The organism is Thalassobacillus sp. CUG 92003, from assembly GCF_013618635.1.
GTDB lineage: Bacteria > Bacillota > Bacilli > Bacillales > Halobacillaceae > CUG-92003.
The window spans coordinates 126442-143550 of record NZ_JABLSJ010000003.1; the positions used below are offsets into that span (position 1 = coordinate 126442).

Sequence of the window (17109 nt, forward strand, 5' to 3'; positions counted from 1 at the left end):
ATTCCTGTTTGAATCGTTTACCGTTTGTCCATTTCCTCGAGGATAATTTTATTGACCATCGGCGGGTTGGCCTGTCCTTTTGTTGCTTTCATCACTTGACCGACGAGAAAGCCGAGGGCACGGTCTTTTCCGTTTTTATAATCGTCAATTGATTGCGGGTTCTCATCGAGAATTTTGGTGATAATCTCGGTGAGCTGCCCTTCATCAGAAATTTGTACAAGGCCTTTGTCTTTGACGATTTTCTCCGGGTCACCGCCATGTTCCACAAGCTCGGCGAAAACCTTCTTGGCGATTTTAGATGATATCGTGCCGTCTTCCAGCAGCTTGATCATTTTCGCAAGCTCTTCTGGCTTCATCGCCAGATCGCTGAATTCTTTTTGGTTTTTATTCAAGTGACCGGAGACCTCACCCATCACCCAGTTGGATGCGTGCTTGATATCAGCACCATGGGCGATCGTCTCTTCAAAGTAATCCGACATGTCTTTATTATTCGTCAAGACCATGGCATCATACTCTGGCAATTCCAGCTCGTCAATGTAGCGTTTCTTCCGGGCATCCGGCAGCTCAGGAATCTGGCTGTAAATGCGATCCTTCCACGCTTCATCGATGTGGAGCGGTACGAGATCAGGCTCAGGGAAATAACGGTAGTCATCTGATCCTTCTTTGACACGCATCAAGACGGTCTCTTTTGTTTGTTCATCATAGCGGCGCGTTTCCTGCAAAATTTCACTGCCTGAAAGCAACACCTTTTCCTGCCGCTTCTCTTCGAACTCCAACCCTTTTTGCACGAAGGAAAAGGAATTCAAGTTCTTCAGTTCTGTCTTCGTGCCGAATGCTTCCTGGCCGATTGGGCGCAGGGACAGGTTCGCGTCACAACGCAACGAGCCTTCCTCCATCTTACAATCGGACACGCCCGTATATTGAATGATATTCTTCAATTTTTCTAAGTAAGCATAGGCTTCCTTAGGTGAACGGATATCCGGCTCTGACACGATTTCCACGAGCGGCGTACCTTGTCGGTTATAGTCTACGAGAGAGTACCCGTCATCTTTGTGGGTCAACTTACCGGCATCTTCTTCCAGGTGCAGACGTGTGATGCCGATGCGTTTTTTCACCCCGTCCACTTCAATCTCGATCCAGCCGTTTTCCCCGAGGGGTTGGTCGAATTGAGAGATCTGGTACGCTTTCGGGTTGTCCGGGTAAAAATAGTTTTTACGATCGAATTTGGTATGCGAGGCAATGTTACAATTCAACGCCATGGAGGCTTTCATGGCATAGTTGACGGCTTCCTCATTCAAGACTGGCAGGACGCCAGGATACCCCAGGTCGATCGGGTTAACGTTCGTATTCGGTTCATCGCCAAACATATTAGCCGAAGGACTGAATATTTTGGAAGCTGTTTTTAATTCGACGTGGACCTCAAGTCCGATTACTGTTTCAAAGTTCATGTCTGCGCACCTCCAAGGGACGGGCGTTGTTGATGATGATCGGTCGTTTGCTCGTAAGCATGGGCTGTGCGGAAGACCGTCGCTTCGTCAAAGTGACGGCCGATGATTTGTAAGCCGATCGGCAAGCCATCCGGCGAGAAGCCGCACGGCAGCGAAATTGCCGGCACGCCTGCTAAGTTAACGGGAATGGTCAGGATATCGTTCGCATACATCGTGAGCGGGTCGTCCACTTGCTCGCCGATTTTAAAGGCAGGTGTCGGCGTCGTCGGCCCAATGATGACATCATAATCGTTCAAGACCTGATCAAAATCGTTTTTGATCAACGTACGGACTTGCTGAGCTTTTTTATAATACGCATCATAATAACCGGAACTGAGGGCGAACGTCCCAAGCATGATGCGGCGTTTCACTTCATCACCGAATCCTTCGCTGCGCGAACGCTTGAACATCTCGAGCATATTCTCAGCGTTCTCTGTGCGCACACCATAACGTACCCCGTCGAACCGCGCCAGGTTGGCTGACGCTTCAGAGGATGCCAGTAAGTAGTACGTCGCTACCGCATAACGCGAGTGCGGCAAGGACACTTCTTCCCACGTAGCACCGAGTTCTTCATATTTTTTCAAGGCAGCAAGCACAGCCTCTTTAACTTCAGGTGAAACCCCTTCGCCTACGTATTCTTTTGGTACAGCAATGCGAAGACCAGACACGTCGCCGGTCAAATCCTTCGTATAGGATGGAACGTCCACATCCGCTGACGTCGTGTCCATCGGATCGTGGCCCGCAATCGTTTCCAGCAAAAATGCGTTATCTTCCACGTTCCGCGTAATCGGGCCGATTTGATCCAATGACGAAGCGAACGCTACCAGGCCAAAACGGGACACGCGCCCGTACGTCGGTTTCAAGCCAACAACGCCGCAAAAGGCAGCAGGTTGACGGATGGAACCGCCTGTATCAGAACCAAGGGAGAAAAAGACTTCTCCTGCGGCCACAGAAGCTGCCGAAGCACCGCTCGAGCCGCCCGGAACATAGTCCGTATTCCACGGATTACGCGTCGCAAAATAACTGGAGTTCTCGTTCGATGACCCCATGGCAAACTCGTCCATATTCAATTTTCCAATAGTGACAGACTTGGCATCCGATAACTTACGAACGACCGTTGCATCATATAAAGGATCGTCAAAATTATCGAGAAATTGACTCGCACAGGTTGTGCGCAAATGTTTGGTGACGATATTATCCTTCACCCCGATCGGCAGACCGAACAAAGACGGTGCGTCGGAACCCCGCCCTGTTTGATCAAGCTCCTGGGCCTGGATACGGGCCGCTTCTTCGTTCAACGTAATAAAGGCGTTAACCTGGTCATCCACTTCGGAAATGCGTTGATAAGAAGCATCTACGAGATCCGTCACCGTAATCTCTTGTTTATGTAGCTTATCCTGCAATTCACGTAACGTATATTCAAACAAAGACATCATCGAACCTCCTTATTCCAACACAGATGGCACTTTAAATTGACCATCCTGCTTCTCTGGTGCGTTTTTCAGTACATCTTCCTGTTCAAGCCATTTCTTAGGCTCGTCCTTGCGCATAACATTCTTCAAATCAAGCACGTGTGTCGTTGGTTCCACGCCGCTTGTGTCCAGTTCATTCAACTGCTCAGCATAGGTGATGATATCATCAAGCTGCTTCGTGAATTTGTCTGCCTCATCTTCTGAGATGGCAAGGCGGGCAAGGTGCGCCACGTGTTTTACTTGTTCTTTACTGATGCGTGACATATCGGTTCAACCTCCCATTTAATCGATCAGTTATCATAATATAGAATCATACCAAATTCAATGCTATTTATTCAATCATTCATAACTTCACTTATTTTAACATAAACGAACGGGCTTCTCATTCCCACGCTCGAAAGTTATCGGTTGCTCCTTTTTTAGACCAATAAAAAACCAAAGGACCCATCATCGGTTGAGGGTCCTTTGGCTCGATTATGGTTTCGATAAATCGTTTAACGATTCCGGGCAGTTTCGAATTCTGCCACAATATCTGGTGATGGCTTAGAACCTAAAGTACTTACAAGAACCGTCACGAGCAAGTTCAATGCGAAACCTGGCAAGATTTCATATAGATCGAATATGCCGCCTGGTCCTCCGCTTAAGAAATCGGCCCACACGACGACCGTTACAGCACCGACAATGATACCGGCAACTGCGCCATTTCGTGAGATGCCTTTCCAGAAGAGGGACAGGATGATGATCGGCCCGAATGCAGCCCCGAATCCTGCCCACGCGTAGGAGACGAGATCAAGCACGGTGCTGTCTGGATTTTGAGCAAGTAAGATCGCAATTAATGCGATGACGGCAACAGCGATCCGGCCAACCCATACGAGTTCGCGCTCTGAAGCCTGCTTACGCAAAATGGCTTTGTAAAAGTCTTCTGCCACGGCTGAAGATGAAACGAGCAACTGCGAGTCGATCGTACTCATGATGGCCGACAGAATAGCAGCCAACAAGACACCTGAAACGATTGGGTTGAACAGGATCTGTGAAAATCCGATGAAGATTTGCTCAGAATTGTCGAGTAATTGCACGCCATCGACTGTAGTCAAGGCAATGCCGAATTCCTGCAGCGTGCTCACGTCCTGGTTGGCCACATAGGCGTAGCCGACAAGCCCTGTGAAGATCGCGCCATATAAACCGACGACCATCCACGTGATCCCGATGAAACGTGCTTTCGGCACATCGTTAGGTGAACGCAAGGCCATAAACCGTGTAATGATGTGAGGCTGGCCAAAATAGCCAAGACCCCAGGCTAATGATGAAATAATCGCAATCATGCCGACGCCCTGCACCATGTTCAAGTGGTCTGGGCTAATCTCACCGACAGCTTGGATGGCCGATCCCCAGCCGCCAAGTTCAAACATCGCTACAATAGGGACGATGACCAGAGCAAGGAACATCAAGATCCCCTGTACGAAGTCCGTCCAGCTGACCGCAAGGAAACCACCGAGGAATGTATAGCTGATAATAATGATAGCACCAATCCATAATGCTTGCGTATAGGATAAGTTGAAGGATGCTTCGAATAGCGTAGCACCTGCAACCATCCCAGAAGAGGTGTAGAACGTGAAGAATAAAAGAATAACAAGTGCGGATATCACACGTAAAATATGTGAAGTGTCTTTGAAACGATTTTCAAGAAAATCAGGAATCGTAATCGAATCATTCGCTACTTCTGTGTAAACGCGCAGAGGTCTCGCTACAAACTGCCAGTTCAAGTAGGCACCGATTGCAAGCCCTACTCCGATCCATGCGCCTGATAGACCAGATGCATAAATGGCTCCTGGAAGTCCAAGTAATAACCAGCCGCTCATATCCGATGCGCCGGCACTTAAAGCTGCCACGCCCGGTCCGAGACGACGTCCGCCTAATACATAGTCTGATAAATTACTGGTCAATCGATAGGATGCAAATCCAATGACGAGCATACCTAACAAATAAACAATAAACGTTACTAAAGTCGCTGTACCCATTGTCTTTTATGATCTCCTCTCTGTGAATAAAGTAATGACACTAAGTAAAATTAAGATTGGCATTGGCACAAACATCCAAAACCATGTGGCGCCTGATAATGCGTATTCCATCGTCACACCCCCTAAGCCTTGATAATACACTTCTATGCAATCCGCTTCCATTTTACGCATATGAGCAGAAAGTCATAGAAATGCCAAAAGACAGTCACAGGTACAAATATATCATACCTGAAATGTTAGAACATTGCAAAAATTCCCTTATTCTATAGGCCTTTGTATGTTTATTCATCTTTTTTGAGATATCATACATATATTTATCCATTTCACCATATCTATTCACTCGAGCTAATAATTAAAAATTTCGCCATTTAGCAAGCAAAACCCTTCCATAACATGAAAGGGTTTTGCAATTTACAGCATTTCCGAAGATGTTTTACCTTGCATATGGTGAAGCAAGTAGTCTGGACCGCCTGCTTTAGAGTCCGTTCCTGACATGTTAAAGCCACCAAATGGATGATAACCGACAATAGCAGCGGTACACCCTCTGTTAAAGTACAAGTTCCCGACCATAAAGTCTTCCCTGGCCTGTTCAATATGATGGCGATTCGTCGTGATCACAGCACCTGTGAGGCCGTATTCCGTATTATTCGCGATCATGATGGCTTCATCAAAATCACGTGCTTTCGTAAACGCAACAACCGGCCCGAATATTTCTTCCTGCATAATCCGCGCTTCCGGATCCACATCAGCAAAGACAGTCGGTTCGACAAACCACCCTTTGCTGTCATCACCTTTTCCGCCAGTCATCAACTTGCCTTCTTTCTTCCCAATCTTAATATAATCCATAATCTTGTCATAGGCACCCTGGTCAATGACCGGGCCCATATAAGCGTGATGATTGACGGGATTTCCGTAATTGACTGTATCTTTTGTCAGTTCAACAACGCGGTCGAGCAACGTGTCATAGATGTCTTCATGGGCAACGACGCGCGAACACGCTGAACATTTCTGGCCGGAAAAGCCAAATGCTGAGTACGTAATCGCATTAGCGGCCAACTCTAGGTCAGCATCGCGATCAACGACAATCGTATCTTTGCCGCCCATTTCAATGATCGTACGTTTCAGCCATTTTTGTCCAGATTGAACTTTAGCCGCCCGTTCAAAAATACGGGTCCCTACATCACGTGACCCCGTAAAACTGACGAACCGCGTTCTCGGATGGTCCACCAAATAATCCCCAACTTCCTTCCCGCTGCCCGGAATGTAATTGATCACGCCGTCTGGCAGTCCTGCCTCTTCAAGGACTTCCATCATTTTGTACGCGATGATCGGCGTCGAACTCGCCGGTTTCAACAGGACCGTATTCCCCGACACCATCGATGCCACCGTCGTTCCACACATGATTGCAAACAAGAAGTTCCAGGGCGAGATCACCACGCCAACCCCAAGCGGAATGTAGTGAAAACGATTGTTCTCCACCGGACGCGAGTTGATCTCAAACCCTTCATCAATCCGCAACATCTGCCGGCCGTAATATTCCATGAAATCAATCGCTTCAGCCGTGTCGGCATCCGCTTCCTTCCACGGCTTGCCGCCTTCTTTCACGAGATGAGCCGAAAATTCATGCTTCCGGCGCCTGACGATAGCAGCGGCACGGAATAAAATATCCGCTCGAAACGCTGCTTTTGTTTTCCGCCACCATTCAAAGGTCTCGTCTGCTGCCTGATGAGCTTTTTCAGCTAACGCTTCGTTAGCCTTCGCAACGTAACCGATCACTTCGTTATGATCAGCAGGATTCACCACTTTAATGGTGCGATCCGTCATAATCCGCTGCCCGCCGATAATGAGAGGATAAGATTTGCCGAGCTCTCCCTCTACCTGTTTGATCGCTGCTTCAAACGCCTGGCGATTAGCTTCAATTGTAAAATCAGTAAATGGTTCGTGCTGATATGCAACTACCATACGCATTCTGCCTCCTTGAACATGTTCACATTAGTCTATGCTAGTATCTCCTGCTCATCCATCACTATGCTGCTCTTTTGCGCTCTTTTGGTCCTTTTGCAGAGCGGTGTTTCATTTTAGAGAAGTGGTTCGGAATGTATGTGTATAGGATGGATTATATCTGCGGGGGAGCGGCATGTAATCTTCTTTTTCTGGCTTGTAAGTTTGCCGCGGCATGTAAATGTGTCGATTTGGCTTGAAATCATCAGCTTCTGGACCGGTTTTGTGAGCAACTGGCGGGGTGATCTGCTGATTTGGCATGAAGCAATATGAATTCGGCTTGTATTGACCTTGCCTGCTTACGTGCGGCTTGTATCTGATACAGATGGGAGCATATAACGTGGTTTCGGCTTATATCTGACCCTCCGCGGAGGGATTTTTTTATTGTAGACTGAGGTGGGGAGTGTATTTGGAGTGTTGAGGATTATATTTAGTGGAGAATGGCATATAAAGCTCACTTTCTGGCTTGTAAGGTTGCTGACATCTCATTCCACAACGCGCTATAACATAAAAAGGTCCGAACAATTTCAGCGAAATCGTTCGGACCTTTTGCAATTTATTCTGTTTTAAACCAGCCTCTTCTTAATCATAAATATGAACAAAAGGTTCTTCTTCGCCCGCCTTCTTGACGATCAGGCTTTCTTGGCGATCCTTACTTTTAATATTGATTTCCACATCATAATAATTTTCGAACATATCCTTTACGAGGCTATAGGTGTATTGCGTGAATCCGATCACTTCAGATTTTGAGTTGAACTGAATCGGAACATCGATGGATATATTCTGCAGTTCTTTATCTACATAAAAGCCGTCTCCGATGAAGCCGACAAAGTCAGGGAAATATTTCGAGAGTTCGTTGCGGAAATCGCTCATCAGCTCGGAATCTTCGAAATGATCTTCCTCTGCTTCATCAGATGGGAATAAAATATGATCTTCATTGAGTTCTTCCCATTCTCCTATTTGTGTTGCTCCTCCTTCGACATAGGTTTTCATCACAAAATTCCCCGGGGTCATAGCGCCGGATGATTCTTCTCGGTAAAGGGCTATCATGAGTGGTTTATCCTGCAATCCTTCAATTTCGCGCATGCGGTCTAATACTTGTTGCGCATATTCTTTCCCTTTTTGGATCATTTCTTCGCGGGAAATGTTCTCTTCATATGTTGGGCCGCCTGTTTCCGTTTGAAATTCATATGTGGATTTCAGCGCCAGCCCGATAGAGGCTCCTTTCAATTCCACGACATCATCTTCGTTCTTTTGCATGTAATTCTGCTCTAGGATATGTGATAGATATCGTGGATTGTCGCGAAATTCACCTTCTGTCGATTCTTCTAATGCTGGGTTTAACCCCTTTTCAGTCTCGCCTTCTTCGTAACGTTCCAGCCAACTATACACTGTATTTTGATCAAGGTATTGACCTGGTTGAAAATAGTAATTTTCCGGGCTGAAGTACTCCTTGGAATGACGTCTTAATCCTGTTTCTAGTTCGTCGATGTCCAGGCGGTTGGAAATTTGACGGTTAATGACGCCTCTGGCTTTGGAATGGTTGGCTCCATTACTTTCCGAAAATAGCGTCGGGTACCGATTGTCGGATAAGGTATGGTTCGCGATCACAGCGTTTTCCCGTTGGCTATCCTCCGCTGTCTCTTGAACGACTTCTTCATTATTGTCATATACCGGCATACAGGCCGTTAGCACCAGGAGCATGCTAAATCCCAGTGCGGGCAGCTTTCTCATGTATTTCCACTCCCTATGTGTTCAGTGCTTGTTTAAATTGCTGTTCGTCCCAAATCTCGACACCAAGCTCGGCTGCTTTATCGTATTTGGAGCCTGCATCGGCCCCCGCAATTAATAGATCGGTGTTGCTGCTTACACTTCCGGTGACTTTTCCGCCTGAGGCTTCAACAATCCCTTTAGCTTCAGAGCGCGTATACTCTTCCATTGTACCAGTTAAGACGATCGTTTTATCAGCAAATAATGAATCCGTCGGCTGTTCGCTTTTTTTGCGCCCTTTGTATGCCATATTAAGACCCAGCTGCTTCAATTCTTCAATGAGCTCAATGACTTTTGGTTCATCAAAATAACGGGCTATGGAATCTGCAATCTTTTCACCCATATCATATAGCGCGATCAACTCATCATAATCCGCTTCCATCAGGTGTTCCATCGTTTCAAACTCCTGGGCGAGCGTATTGGCGGCCTTGGCTCCTACAAAACGGATGCCCAGACCGAATAATAACCGTTCCAACGAATTTTCTTTTGATGCTTCAATGGCACTAAGTAAATTATCGACGGATTTCGCTCCCATACGATCAAGCTTGAGCAGCTCATCCCGGTCTAGTTTGTAGAGATCTGCAATCGTATAGACGAGATTCTCTTTAAAAAGCTGAGCAATGACTTTTTCCCCCAGGCCGTCGATGTTCATGGCATTACGCGAGACAAAGTGAATCAACCCTTCTCTCAGCTGCGCCGGGCAGTTCGGATTGATACAGCGCAACGCGACTTCTTCATCCAATCTGACGAGTTCACTATCACACTCGGGGCATCGTTCCGGCATATCGAAGGTTTGTTCACTGCCATCACGCTGGTCCTCTAAAACACGAACGACCTCAGGAATAATGTCGCCAGCTTTTTTGATAATGACGGTATCGCCTATTCGAATATCTTTCTCTTTGATCAAATCTTCGTTATGAAGCGATGCCCGTTGCACTGTGGTACCAGCCACTTTGACAGGATCGAGCAAGGCGGTCGGGGTGACGGTGCCAGTACGCCCGACACTTAATTCAATGTCTGTCAATTTCGTGACAGCTTCTTCAGCCGGAAACTTGTACGCTGTCGCCCACCGTGGGCTTTTCGCGGTAAATCCCAGCGTCTCCTGTTGTGCGAGGTTGTCGACTTTTATGACAATTCCATCGATTTCATAGTCCAGGTCGGGACGTTCGTTTTCCCATCCTTTTACATAGTCGATTACGTCATCGATGGTGTTACATAACTTCCATTCCGGATTCGTCTTGAGTCCCAGCTTGTCCATATGCTTCAACCGTTCACTGTGCGCCTCGGTCGGTTCATCTTCCCACACGCCGACGCCATATAAAAAGATATCGAGATGGCGGCGAGCAGCGATTTTCGGGTCAAGCTGACGCAAAGACCCCGCAGCCGCATTTCTTGGGTTTGCGAAAGGTTCTTCATTGTTCTGCTTTTTTTGTTCATTTAAATGGTCAAATGATCGCTTCGGCATAAAGGCTTCGCCGCGCACTTCAATCGTCTCTCGGTTCTTTAAACGCAGCGGGATGCTGCGAATGGTGCGCAAATTGGTCGTAATGTCTTCCCCTGTCTGGCCATCGCCCCGGGTGGCGCCGCGCACAAACACGCCGTCTTCATACTTTAATGAGACGGCCAATCCGTCAATCTTCAACTCACAGACGTAACGCACAGGTTCTGACGTTCCTTCTCGGACGCGCCGGTCGAAATCGCGCAATTCCTCTTCGTCAAACGCATTTCCTAGGCTGAGCATCGGCATATCGTGCTGAACTTTGACAAAGGCATCGAGTGGTTCGCCGCCTACACGCTGAGTTGGGGAATCAGCCGTAACCAGATCAGGGAACGCTTCTTCCAAGTCGATCAATTGACGCAGCTTTTTATCATATTCAGCGTCCGGAACGCTCGGACTGTCGAGGACATAATACTCATGGTTATAGACTTCGATTTCTTTTCTCAAGGCCTGGATTTGTTCTTTTGCTTCGGATTGATTCATAGCCACCTTCACCTCATGCTTTTGTTATTGGCGCATAACGGGCCAGCAGGCGCTTGATTCCTGTCGGCGCAGGAAACGCAATGTCGAGTTCCATCGAGTCACCCTCACCTTGCACCTTCACAACGGTACCTTCGCCCCATTTTTTATGCTGAGCTTTATCTCCCGGGTTCCAGGAGATTTTCTCACCGCCTGTTGAGTTATCGTGCATTTTCTTAGGCCGTCGTTTTTCCTGCGACGCACCGGATGTGGACGTGCTGGTTTGATTGTTCGAGAAAAACGGCGCGGCTTGTTGTTCGTTTGCTTTACCATCGATGCACTCTTCCGGCATTTCACTGATGAACCGGCTGACAGGATTCATATTGGTCTTACCATATAGTGTGCGCATTTTTGCATGTGTTACAAATAACTGTTGTTCTGCTCGCGTGATTCCGACGTACGCGAGCCGTCGTTCTTCTTCCATTTCATTTTCATCCATTAAAGAACGGCTATGCGGGAAGACATTCTCCTCCATCCCAATTAAAAAGACGACAGGAAATTCCAACCCTTTGGCAGAGTGCAGGGTCATCAACACGACTTTATCATCGCCCATGGGGTCCTCATTCATTTGATCGATGTCAGCGATCAACGCGAGATCGGTCAAGAAAGCAATCAAGGTCTTATCTTCACTGTTTTCTTCAAAATTCTGCGTCACGGATTTGAATTCTTCGATATTTTCGACACGGCTTTGGGCTTCTAAGCTTTGCTCATTACGCAGCATTTGTTCATAGCCGGTTTTTTCAATGACTTGGGCGACCATATCGGTAGCGGATAAATAATCCTGCTGCTGGGTCCAGTTTTTGACCATCGTACGGAAATTCATGATCGCTTTGGCTGCCCTTGCGCTGACACCATTGACAAAGTCGACTTCGCCAGCTGCATCGTACAGCGAAATATCATGATCGGCGGCATACGTCTGGAGCTTTTCCAGGCTTGTTTTGCCCACGCCGCGTTTCGGTTCATTGATCACGCGCCCAAAGCTCAAATCATCATTGGGATTAGCGATCAACCGCAAATACGCGAGAATATCCTTAATTTCTTTCCGGTCATAGAACTTCGTCCCGCCAATCATTTGATAAGGGATGCCGGCTTTGACGAACGTTTCCTCTATCGTCCGGGACTGGGCGTTGGTTCGATAGAGCACGGCTATATCCTTGTGTTTCTGTGCGCCTTGACGGACCAGGCTTTCGATTTGGTCGGTGACGAACAACGCTTCTTCCCGTTCGGTTGCAGCCTGGTGATAGCAGATTTTTTCCCCGCCTTGATTGGCTGTCCAAAGTTTTTTCGGCTTCCGCCCACTATTATTCCGAATAACCTGATTCGCCGTATTCAAAATGAGTTCGGTAGAGCGATAATTTTGTTCCAGCATGATGACGTTAGCGTTCGGATAGTCGCTTTCAAAGTTCAAGATATTTTGGATATCTGCTCCGCGCCAACCGTAAATCGATTGGTCGGAATCGCCGACGACGCATAAATTTTTAAATCGCTCAGCCAGTTGTTTGACGAGTTGATACTGCGCATGGTTCGTATCTTGATACTCATCCACGTGAATGTACTGAAAACGGCGTTGGTAGTATTCCAGGACTTCAGGGAGACGATCAAACAAATTCAGCGTCTGCATGATTAAATCATCAAAATCCAGCGATTGATTTTTTTGCAGTTTGCGATGATACGCTTTATAAACTTGAGCGACTTGTTCTTCATGAAAATTACCAGCCAGATTGGCATAATCATCGGGGGACTGCAATTCGTTCTTGGCGCCGCTGATCGCTCCCAGCATCGCCCTCGGGTCCCATTTTTTCGGGTCGAGATTCAAGTCTTTCAACACCTGTTTAATGACCGACAACTGATCCCCTGAATCGAGAATGGAAAAGTTGCGGTCGTAACCGATGCGATCGATGTCTCGGCGGAGAATCCGCACGCACATGGAGTGGAACGTGGACATCCAGATCTGCTCTGCTTCTGGCCCCACGAGGGATTCGACTCGTTCCTTCATTTCGCGGGCTGCTTTATTGGTAAACGTAATCGCCAGGACGCTGCGCGGCGATACATCTTTTTCATTGAGCAGATAAGCGATACGATGCGTGAGCACGCGTGTTTTGCCACTTCCTGCTCCAGCCATGATCAGCAATGGGCCGTCTGTATGGATCACGGCTTCACGCTGTTCGTTATTCAGTCCTTTCAGCAAGGCTTCGGTCGTCTGGGTCATGTCGACACCTTCCTTTGTTGTATTTTACGCGTCATGTTTGATGGCTTTGACTGTCTTCAAAGCTGAATTTAATTGCTCATATATGATATTGCCAACGACAATGACATCGGCATGTTGTTTCATTTCGCGGGCTTGCTCAGGGGATTGAATGCCGCCCCCATAAACGAGGGACGTGTTGCTAAGGACATCCTGCACAGCTTGTACAAGTTCAACATCGCCGTACGTGCCGCTGTATTCTAAGTAAAAAACCGGCAGCTGATACATATGTTCCGCCATCCGTGCATACGCCAGCACATCTTCCGTGTCAGGCAGCTTGCTGTCGGTATGGTGAAAGGCTTTGGCGTCTGGGTTAAGGATACAATACCCTTCTACGCACACTTCATCCCAGTCCATCAGATCGCCGTATTCTTTCACAGCCTCATGCTGGATGTCCATCATCCATTTTTTGCTCTGGCTGTTCATCACCATGGGGATGAAATAAGCATCGAAACCCGGTGTGATCGACTCGAGATTGGATACTTCCATGACGCAATCCACCGAATAACGCCGGACTCTGGCCAACAGATTAAGGACATCGTCAAGCGTTACATCATCCGTCCCACCTACGATGATTGCATCCGTCCCTGATTCGCAAAGCTTCTCCAAATTCTCATCTGATATCGCCTTATTGGGATCAAGCTTAAACACATGCTCCCACTCATTTACATTGTACACAACCGCATCCTCCAATAACCATATTCCATTCCTACATTATAGCAAAAAAACCAACCCGTGCGTACCTCCAATGCATGCGTAATGCGTACCTGGTACCAAATGGGGGAATTGAAAAGAGCCGGGTGTTCCATGTACGAACATGGAACACCCGGCTCTTTCGAAATCTTCAGTTTGGTACCAGGTACGCGCTCTTTGTCGCGCGCTCCCTGCGCTTTTATTTGGTTTTGTTTTCCTGGAGGCGGTCGAGTGTGATTTGGTAGGTGTCGTTTCCGTAGTTGAGACAGCGTTTTACGCGGGAAATGGTGGCAGTGGAAGCACCGGTTTCTGTCTCAATTTTATGATAGGTATATCCCTCACGAAGCATGCGTGCTACTTCAAGACGCTGAGCCAAGGACTGGACTTCATTCATGGTGGCCAAATCATCAAAAAAGCGATAACATTCTTCAACATCTTCTAGAGTCAGAATCGCTTCAAATAGCTGATCCAAAGTTTTGCCACGTAATTTATCAATTTGCATCTGTATGAAACCTCCTAATTATTGTGCAACTCTCTAGTTAACTGAAATCGATTGTTCAATTCCTGGGTTCTCTGGTACTATGTTTACCCATGTTTGGCCTGGGACGAAACTCACCGGTTCTCCGTCTTGATAAGGGAGAATTCTCCCATCAGTATTTTGCCAGTTCACCTCATAAAGCTTCCCTTTCTGGAGCAAATACCCCTCGCCTCCGGAGGTCAAATCAATTTCGCGTCGACCGGCATCATCAACAATCTGGTGGCCTGTTTCAACGATAAACACATTTTCGACTGCCACCTGTTCATCTGTGTGGTACTCGGCCGTGGGTTGACCATCACTTGAACGCGCAAATTTTCCTGACGTTTCATCATAGTGATAGGAGACGATATTCTGTGGCGACTGGGCATAGACAATCTCCACATTACTGACGGATTGTCCATTCTGCAATTTCGTTTCCCCTTCACTCGCAAAAGGAAGCGGCTCAATCTCGTTCTCAAGCGCGTACCCTTTTGCTTCAGCTACATCTGAGACGCCTCCGGGCAAAACATAGGAATCATGAGGCGCTTCCCGGTAAGGCACCCGTTTAAATAACTTACCGTCATTATCGTAAGTGGACCCATTCAAAAATTCAACACCGCTGTTAACCAGCTGTTGGTTGATTGCATGCGAAGCGCCGTGATACGTGTAAAGAGCGTCCATGCCCGCTGCCAACTGAAAGAAATATGGACGCGCGCTTCTAACCGGACCGATTTCCTCGGGACTATTGCTGTGATACATAGCCAAAAAGCGCGTAATTGTGCCTTCTGCTAAAGCTTCATAAACGATATCCGCCTTTGTTAAACCCGTTTGCGGCCGTGCTTTGGACAAATTGTTAACCATGACAGCTAATACACGGTTATCCGCGTTTCCTTTTGCCTGTTCGCCCGTCAGCGGGTACACACCTTCGTGTGTAGGCTCTTCATTTTCCTCAGGTGGTTCACTTTCCCCATTTTGCTCATCCGTCTCTTCTTGTTGATCGGGTTCTTCTGTCTGTTGTTCCCCGGCCTCTTGATTATTTGAACAGGCTGCTAACAAAAGAATGACAAACAAGATCATCACATGCTTTTTCATTTGTTTCATTTCCTCACTTCTTCCCCCTCGTGTTATTTCTTATTTTAACGCATTATAGCAGGGAAAAGTACCTCTTTCTTTTTTACATCCATAAGGCCCACCGGTGTAATCCGGATAAACGGCAGGTGGACAGAGGACAGAAAGAGCAGCGTATAAACCGGATCATCAAAGCGGAAGCCGAAGTGTTTTAAATGATGTTTCAATTCTTGCTCTTCCTTGATCAAATCGTGCATGTTCTGATCCGACATGATTCCTCCTAGAGGTAAAGGAAGTTCAAAAATAATCTCACCTTGATGCGCGAGAACAATACCTCCGCCTAGTTCCTTCATACGATTGAACGCCAACCTCATGTCATGTTTCCGTTTCCCGATCAGAACGATGTCCCCCGTATTGGAGTACGAGCTCACTAACGCCCCCAATTCATCTGTGAAACCTTTCATGACCGTGTTGACCTTCCATTCCCCTTCCCTGTCCATTAAGACGAGAAAAGCTTCCTTATAGTCTGTGGGAATTTCATCAACAGACGTATCCAGGTTAATCGGGTAAGGTTTCATGATTACATCATTGACCATGTTCATCCCGACTGGAATCGAAAATTCCAAGTCCTGCTTACGAAGATCCCAATCGAGCTCCAGCTTTGCAACGCCGTGACCGGCCCAGTTCACTTCAGACGCGAGTGAAACTTCCTCACTTTGGTGCTTCACCCACTCGCCTTTTGCGATAACAGAATGGGGAGTCGGATCCTCTTTTTTCGAGAGAAAATTTAAGTGAGCGACTCGGCCCGGAGCAATGCTTCCGATTTTGTCTTCAATGCCAAAATGCCGGGCTGGCTGGTAGGATCCCATCATGTAAGCATCAATGAGGTCCACGCCTGATTCAATCGCCATCTTGATACAGGGGTTGATTACACCCTGGTCATAGAAGCCCGGGGTAGAGCCGTCTGTTGTCAGCATCATGTGATCATATTGGGTATGGCCTTTTGCCTGCAAGCCTTCCAGGATGTTGGGCAAGTCAGGGCGAATCGACGAATAGCGCAGGCCGACATTATACCCCGACGCCAAGCGCGCCACAACTTCATCAGCTGTCATAGATTCGTGATCGGAATCAATGCCCATCAGCTTCATCTTTACGAGTGTTTTCCATGAAGCCCCGGGTAAATGCCCTTCTAGCGGCTTGCGCATCCGCTTTGTTTCCTGCATCCAATGAAGCATTTGGTCATCCCCGTCATATAGCACATCCGGCCAGGCTGTCAGCTCACCGCCCTGAATCACGGCATCATGCTCAATCCAATCCTTCACCTGACTTTCCAGCTGGTACTGATCCTCCTTAGGCAAAATGGATTGAGGATCAAATCGGGCCCACCAAAACATCGAGGCGGGAATATTCATCAGTTCCTCCAGCAAAGAAAACGCTTTCTTTTTATCCAACAAAAAAAGCCACATCAAATTATCATTGATCAACGTGGTCGTTCCCGTCTGGGCTGCATATTCGCCCAGACTTTGGGGATTATATAGTTGAAATGGGTGGGCGTGGGGCTCAACATAGCCAGGTACGATGTAACTGCTGGATCCATCAATCATTTCCGTACCTTTTGTATTATCAGGGAATTCATCACCTGCATAGACGATTCTGTCCTGGTAGATCCAAATGTTACCTTCCGTCCACTGTTTCATATATACATTAAGAAATGTTGTATCTTGAATGAGTTTGGTCGGCGCAAGCTTGCCGTCGAGAACACTGACATGCTCGCGGATTTGCTTGTTGCGCCAGCGAAATCGTTGCTCCTTCATGAATCGT

General features: G+C 47.4%; 12 protein-coding genes. All 12 read right to left on the reverse strand.

The annotated features are described in order from the left end of the window. Positions 1-17: 17 nt before the first annotated feature. Entirely contained in the window at positions 18-1448 is a 1431-nt protein-coding gene (gene gatB, locus HOP45_RS05390) for an Asp-tRNA(Asn)/Glu-tRNA(Gln) amidotransferase subunit GatB (RefSeq protein WP_181347899.1), read from the reverse strand. Continuing rightward, on the reverse strand, positions 1445-2920 hold the full coding sequence (gene gatA, locus HOP45_RS05395) for an Asp-tRNA(Asn)/Glu-tRNA(Gln) amidotransferase subunit GatA (RefSeq protein ID WP_181347900.1): 1476 nt from the start codon (positions 2918-2920) through the stop codon (positions 1445-1447). Before gatA ends, gatB begins: the two co-directional genes overlap by 4 nt. Before the next feature lie 12 nt (positions 2921-2932). Beyond that, positions 2933-3223, reverse strand: coding sequence for an Asp-tRNA(Asn)/Glu-tRNA(Gln) amidotransferase subunit GatC (gatC, locus tag HOP45_RS05400; protein WP_181347901.1), 291 nt, complete (start codon positions 3221-3223; stop codon positions 2933-2935). Positions 3224-3453: 230 nt separating this feature from the next. Next, positions 3454-4977, reverse strand: coding sequence for a sodium/proline symporter PutP (putP, locus tag HOP45_RS05405; RefSeq protein WP_181347902.1), 1524 nt, complete (start codon positions 4975-4977; stop codon positions 3454-3456). Positions 4978-5388: 411 nt separating this feature from the next. Beyond that, entirely contained in the window at positions 5389-6939 is a 1551-nt protein-coding gene (gene pruA, locus HOP45_RS05410) for an L-glutamate gamma-semialdehyde dehydrogenase (RefSeq protein WP_181347903.1), read from the reverse strand. Between the two features lie 621 nt (positions 6940-7560). Beyond that, positions 7561-8712: a CamS family sex pheromone protein gene (locus tag HOP45_RS05415; RefSeq protein ID WP_181347904.1), complete on the reverse strand. Its 1152-nt coding sequence runs from the start codon at positions 8710-8712 to the stop codon at positions 7561-7563. 13 nt (positions 8713-8725) lie between these two features. Further along, positions 8726-10729, reverse strand: coding sequence for an NAD-dependent DNA ligase LigA (gene ligA, locus HOP45_RS05420; RefSeq protein WP_181347905.1), 2004 nt, complete (start codon positions 10727-10729; stop codon positions 8726-8728). A 13-nt stretch (positions 10730-10742) separates the two neighbouring features. Then, the gene (gene pcrA / locus HOP45_RS05425) at positions 10743-12974 is read right to left on the reverse strand and encodes a DNA helicase PcrA (protein WP_181347906.1); all 2232 of its coding nucleotides are present in this window, start codon (positions 12972-12974) and stop codon (positions 10743-10745) included. 24 nt (positions 12975-12998) lie between these two features. Beyond that, positions 12999-13688, reverse strand: a complete 690-nt coding sequence (gene pcrB / locus HOP45_RS05430; RefSeq protein WP_181347907.1) for a heptaprenylglyceryl phosphate synthase — start codon at positions 13686-13688, stop codon at positions 12999-13001. Between the two features lie 214 nt (positions 13689-13902). Beyond that, the gene (locus tag HOP45_RS05435) at positions 13903-14205 is read right to left on the reverse strand and encodes a YerC/YecD family TrpR-related protein (RefSeq protein ID WP_181347908.1); all 303 of its coding nucleotides are present in this window, start codon (positions 14203-14205) and stop codon (positions 13903-13905) included. A 33-nt stretch (positions 14206-14238) separates the two neighbouring features. After that, positions 14239-15321, reverse strand: coding sequence for a DUF3048 domain-containing protein (locus tag HOP45_RS05440; RefSeq protein ID WP_255437499.1), 1083 nt, complete (start codon positions 15319-15321; stop codon positions 14239-14241). A 35-nt stretch (positions 15322-15356) separates the two neighbouring features. After that, entirely contained in the window at positions 15357-17102 is a 1746-nt protein-coding gene (locus tag HOP45_RS05445) for an adenine deaminase C-terminal domain-containing protein (protein WP_181347909.1), read from the reverse strand. Positions 17103-17109: the final 7 nt, after the last annotated feature.

Bases quoted from the DNA above. Each gene is read 5' to 3' on its own strand.
- gatB (WP_181347899.1), bottom strand. From the start codon at position 1,448: ATGAACTTTGAAACAGTAATCGGACTTGAGGTCCACGTCGAATTAAAA.
- gatA (WP_181347900.1), bottom strand. From the start codon at position 2,920: ATGTCTTTGTTTGAATATACGTTACGTGAATTGCAGGATAAGCTACAT.
- pcrA (WP_181347906.1), bottom strand. From the start codon at position 12,974: ATGACCCAGACGACCGAAGCCTTGCTGAAAGGACTGAATAACGAACAG.
- HOP45_RS05435 (WP_181347908.1), bottom strand. From the start codon at position 14,205: ATGCAAATTGATAAATTACGTGGCAAAACTTTGGATCAGCTATTTGAA.
- HOP45_RS05415 (WP_181347904.1), bottom strand. From the start codon at position 8,712: ATGAGAAAGCTGCCCGCACTGGGATTTAGCATGCTCCTGGTGCTAACG.
- putP (WP_181347902.1), bottom strand. From the start codon at position 4,977: ATGGGTACAGCGACTTTAGTAACGTTTATTGTTTATTTGTTAGGTATG.
- pruA (WP_181347903.1), bottom strand. From the start codon at position 6,939: ATGGTAGTTGCATATCAGCACGAACCATTTACTGATTTTACAATTGAA.
- gatC (WP_181347901.1), bottom strand. From the start codon at position 3,223: ATGTCACGCATCAGTAAAGAACAAGTAAAACACGTGGCGCACCTTGCC.
- HOP45_RS05445 (WP_181347909.1), bottom strand. From the start codon at position 17,102: ATGAAGGAGCAACGATTTCGCTGGCGCAACAAGCAAATCCGCGAGCAT.
- HOP45_RS05440 (WP_255437499.1), bottom strand. From the start codon at position 15,321: ATGAAACAAATGAAAAAGCATGTGATGATCTTGTTTGTCATTCTTTTG.
- ligA (WP_181347905.1), bottom strand. From the start codon at position 10,729: ATGAATCAATCCGAAGCAAAAGAACAAATCCAGGCCTTGAGAAAAGAA.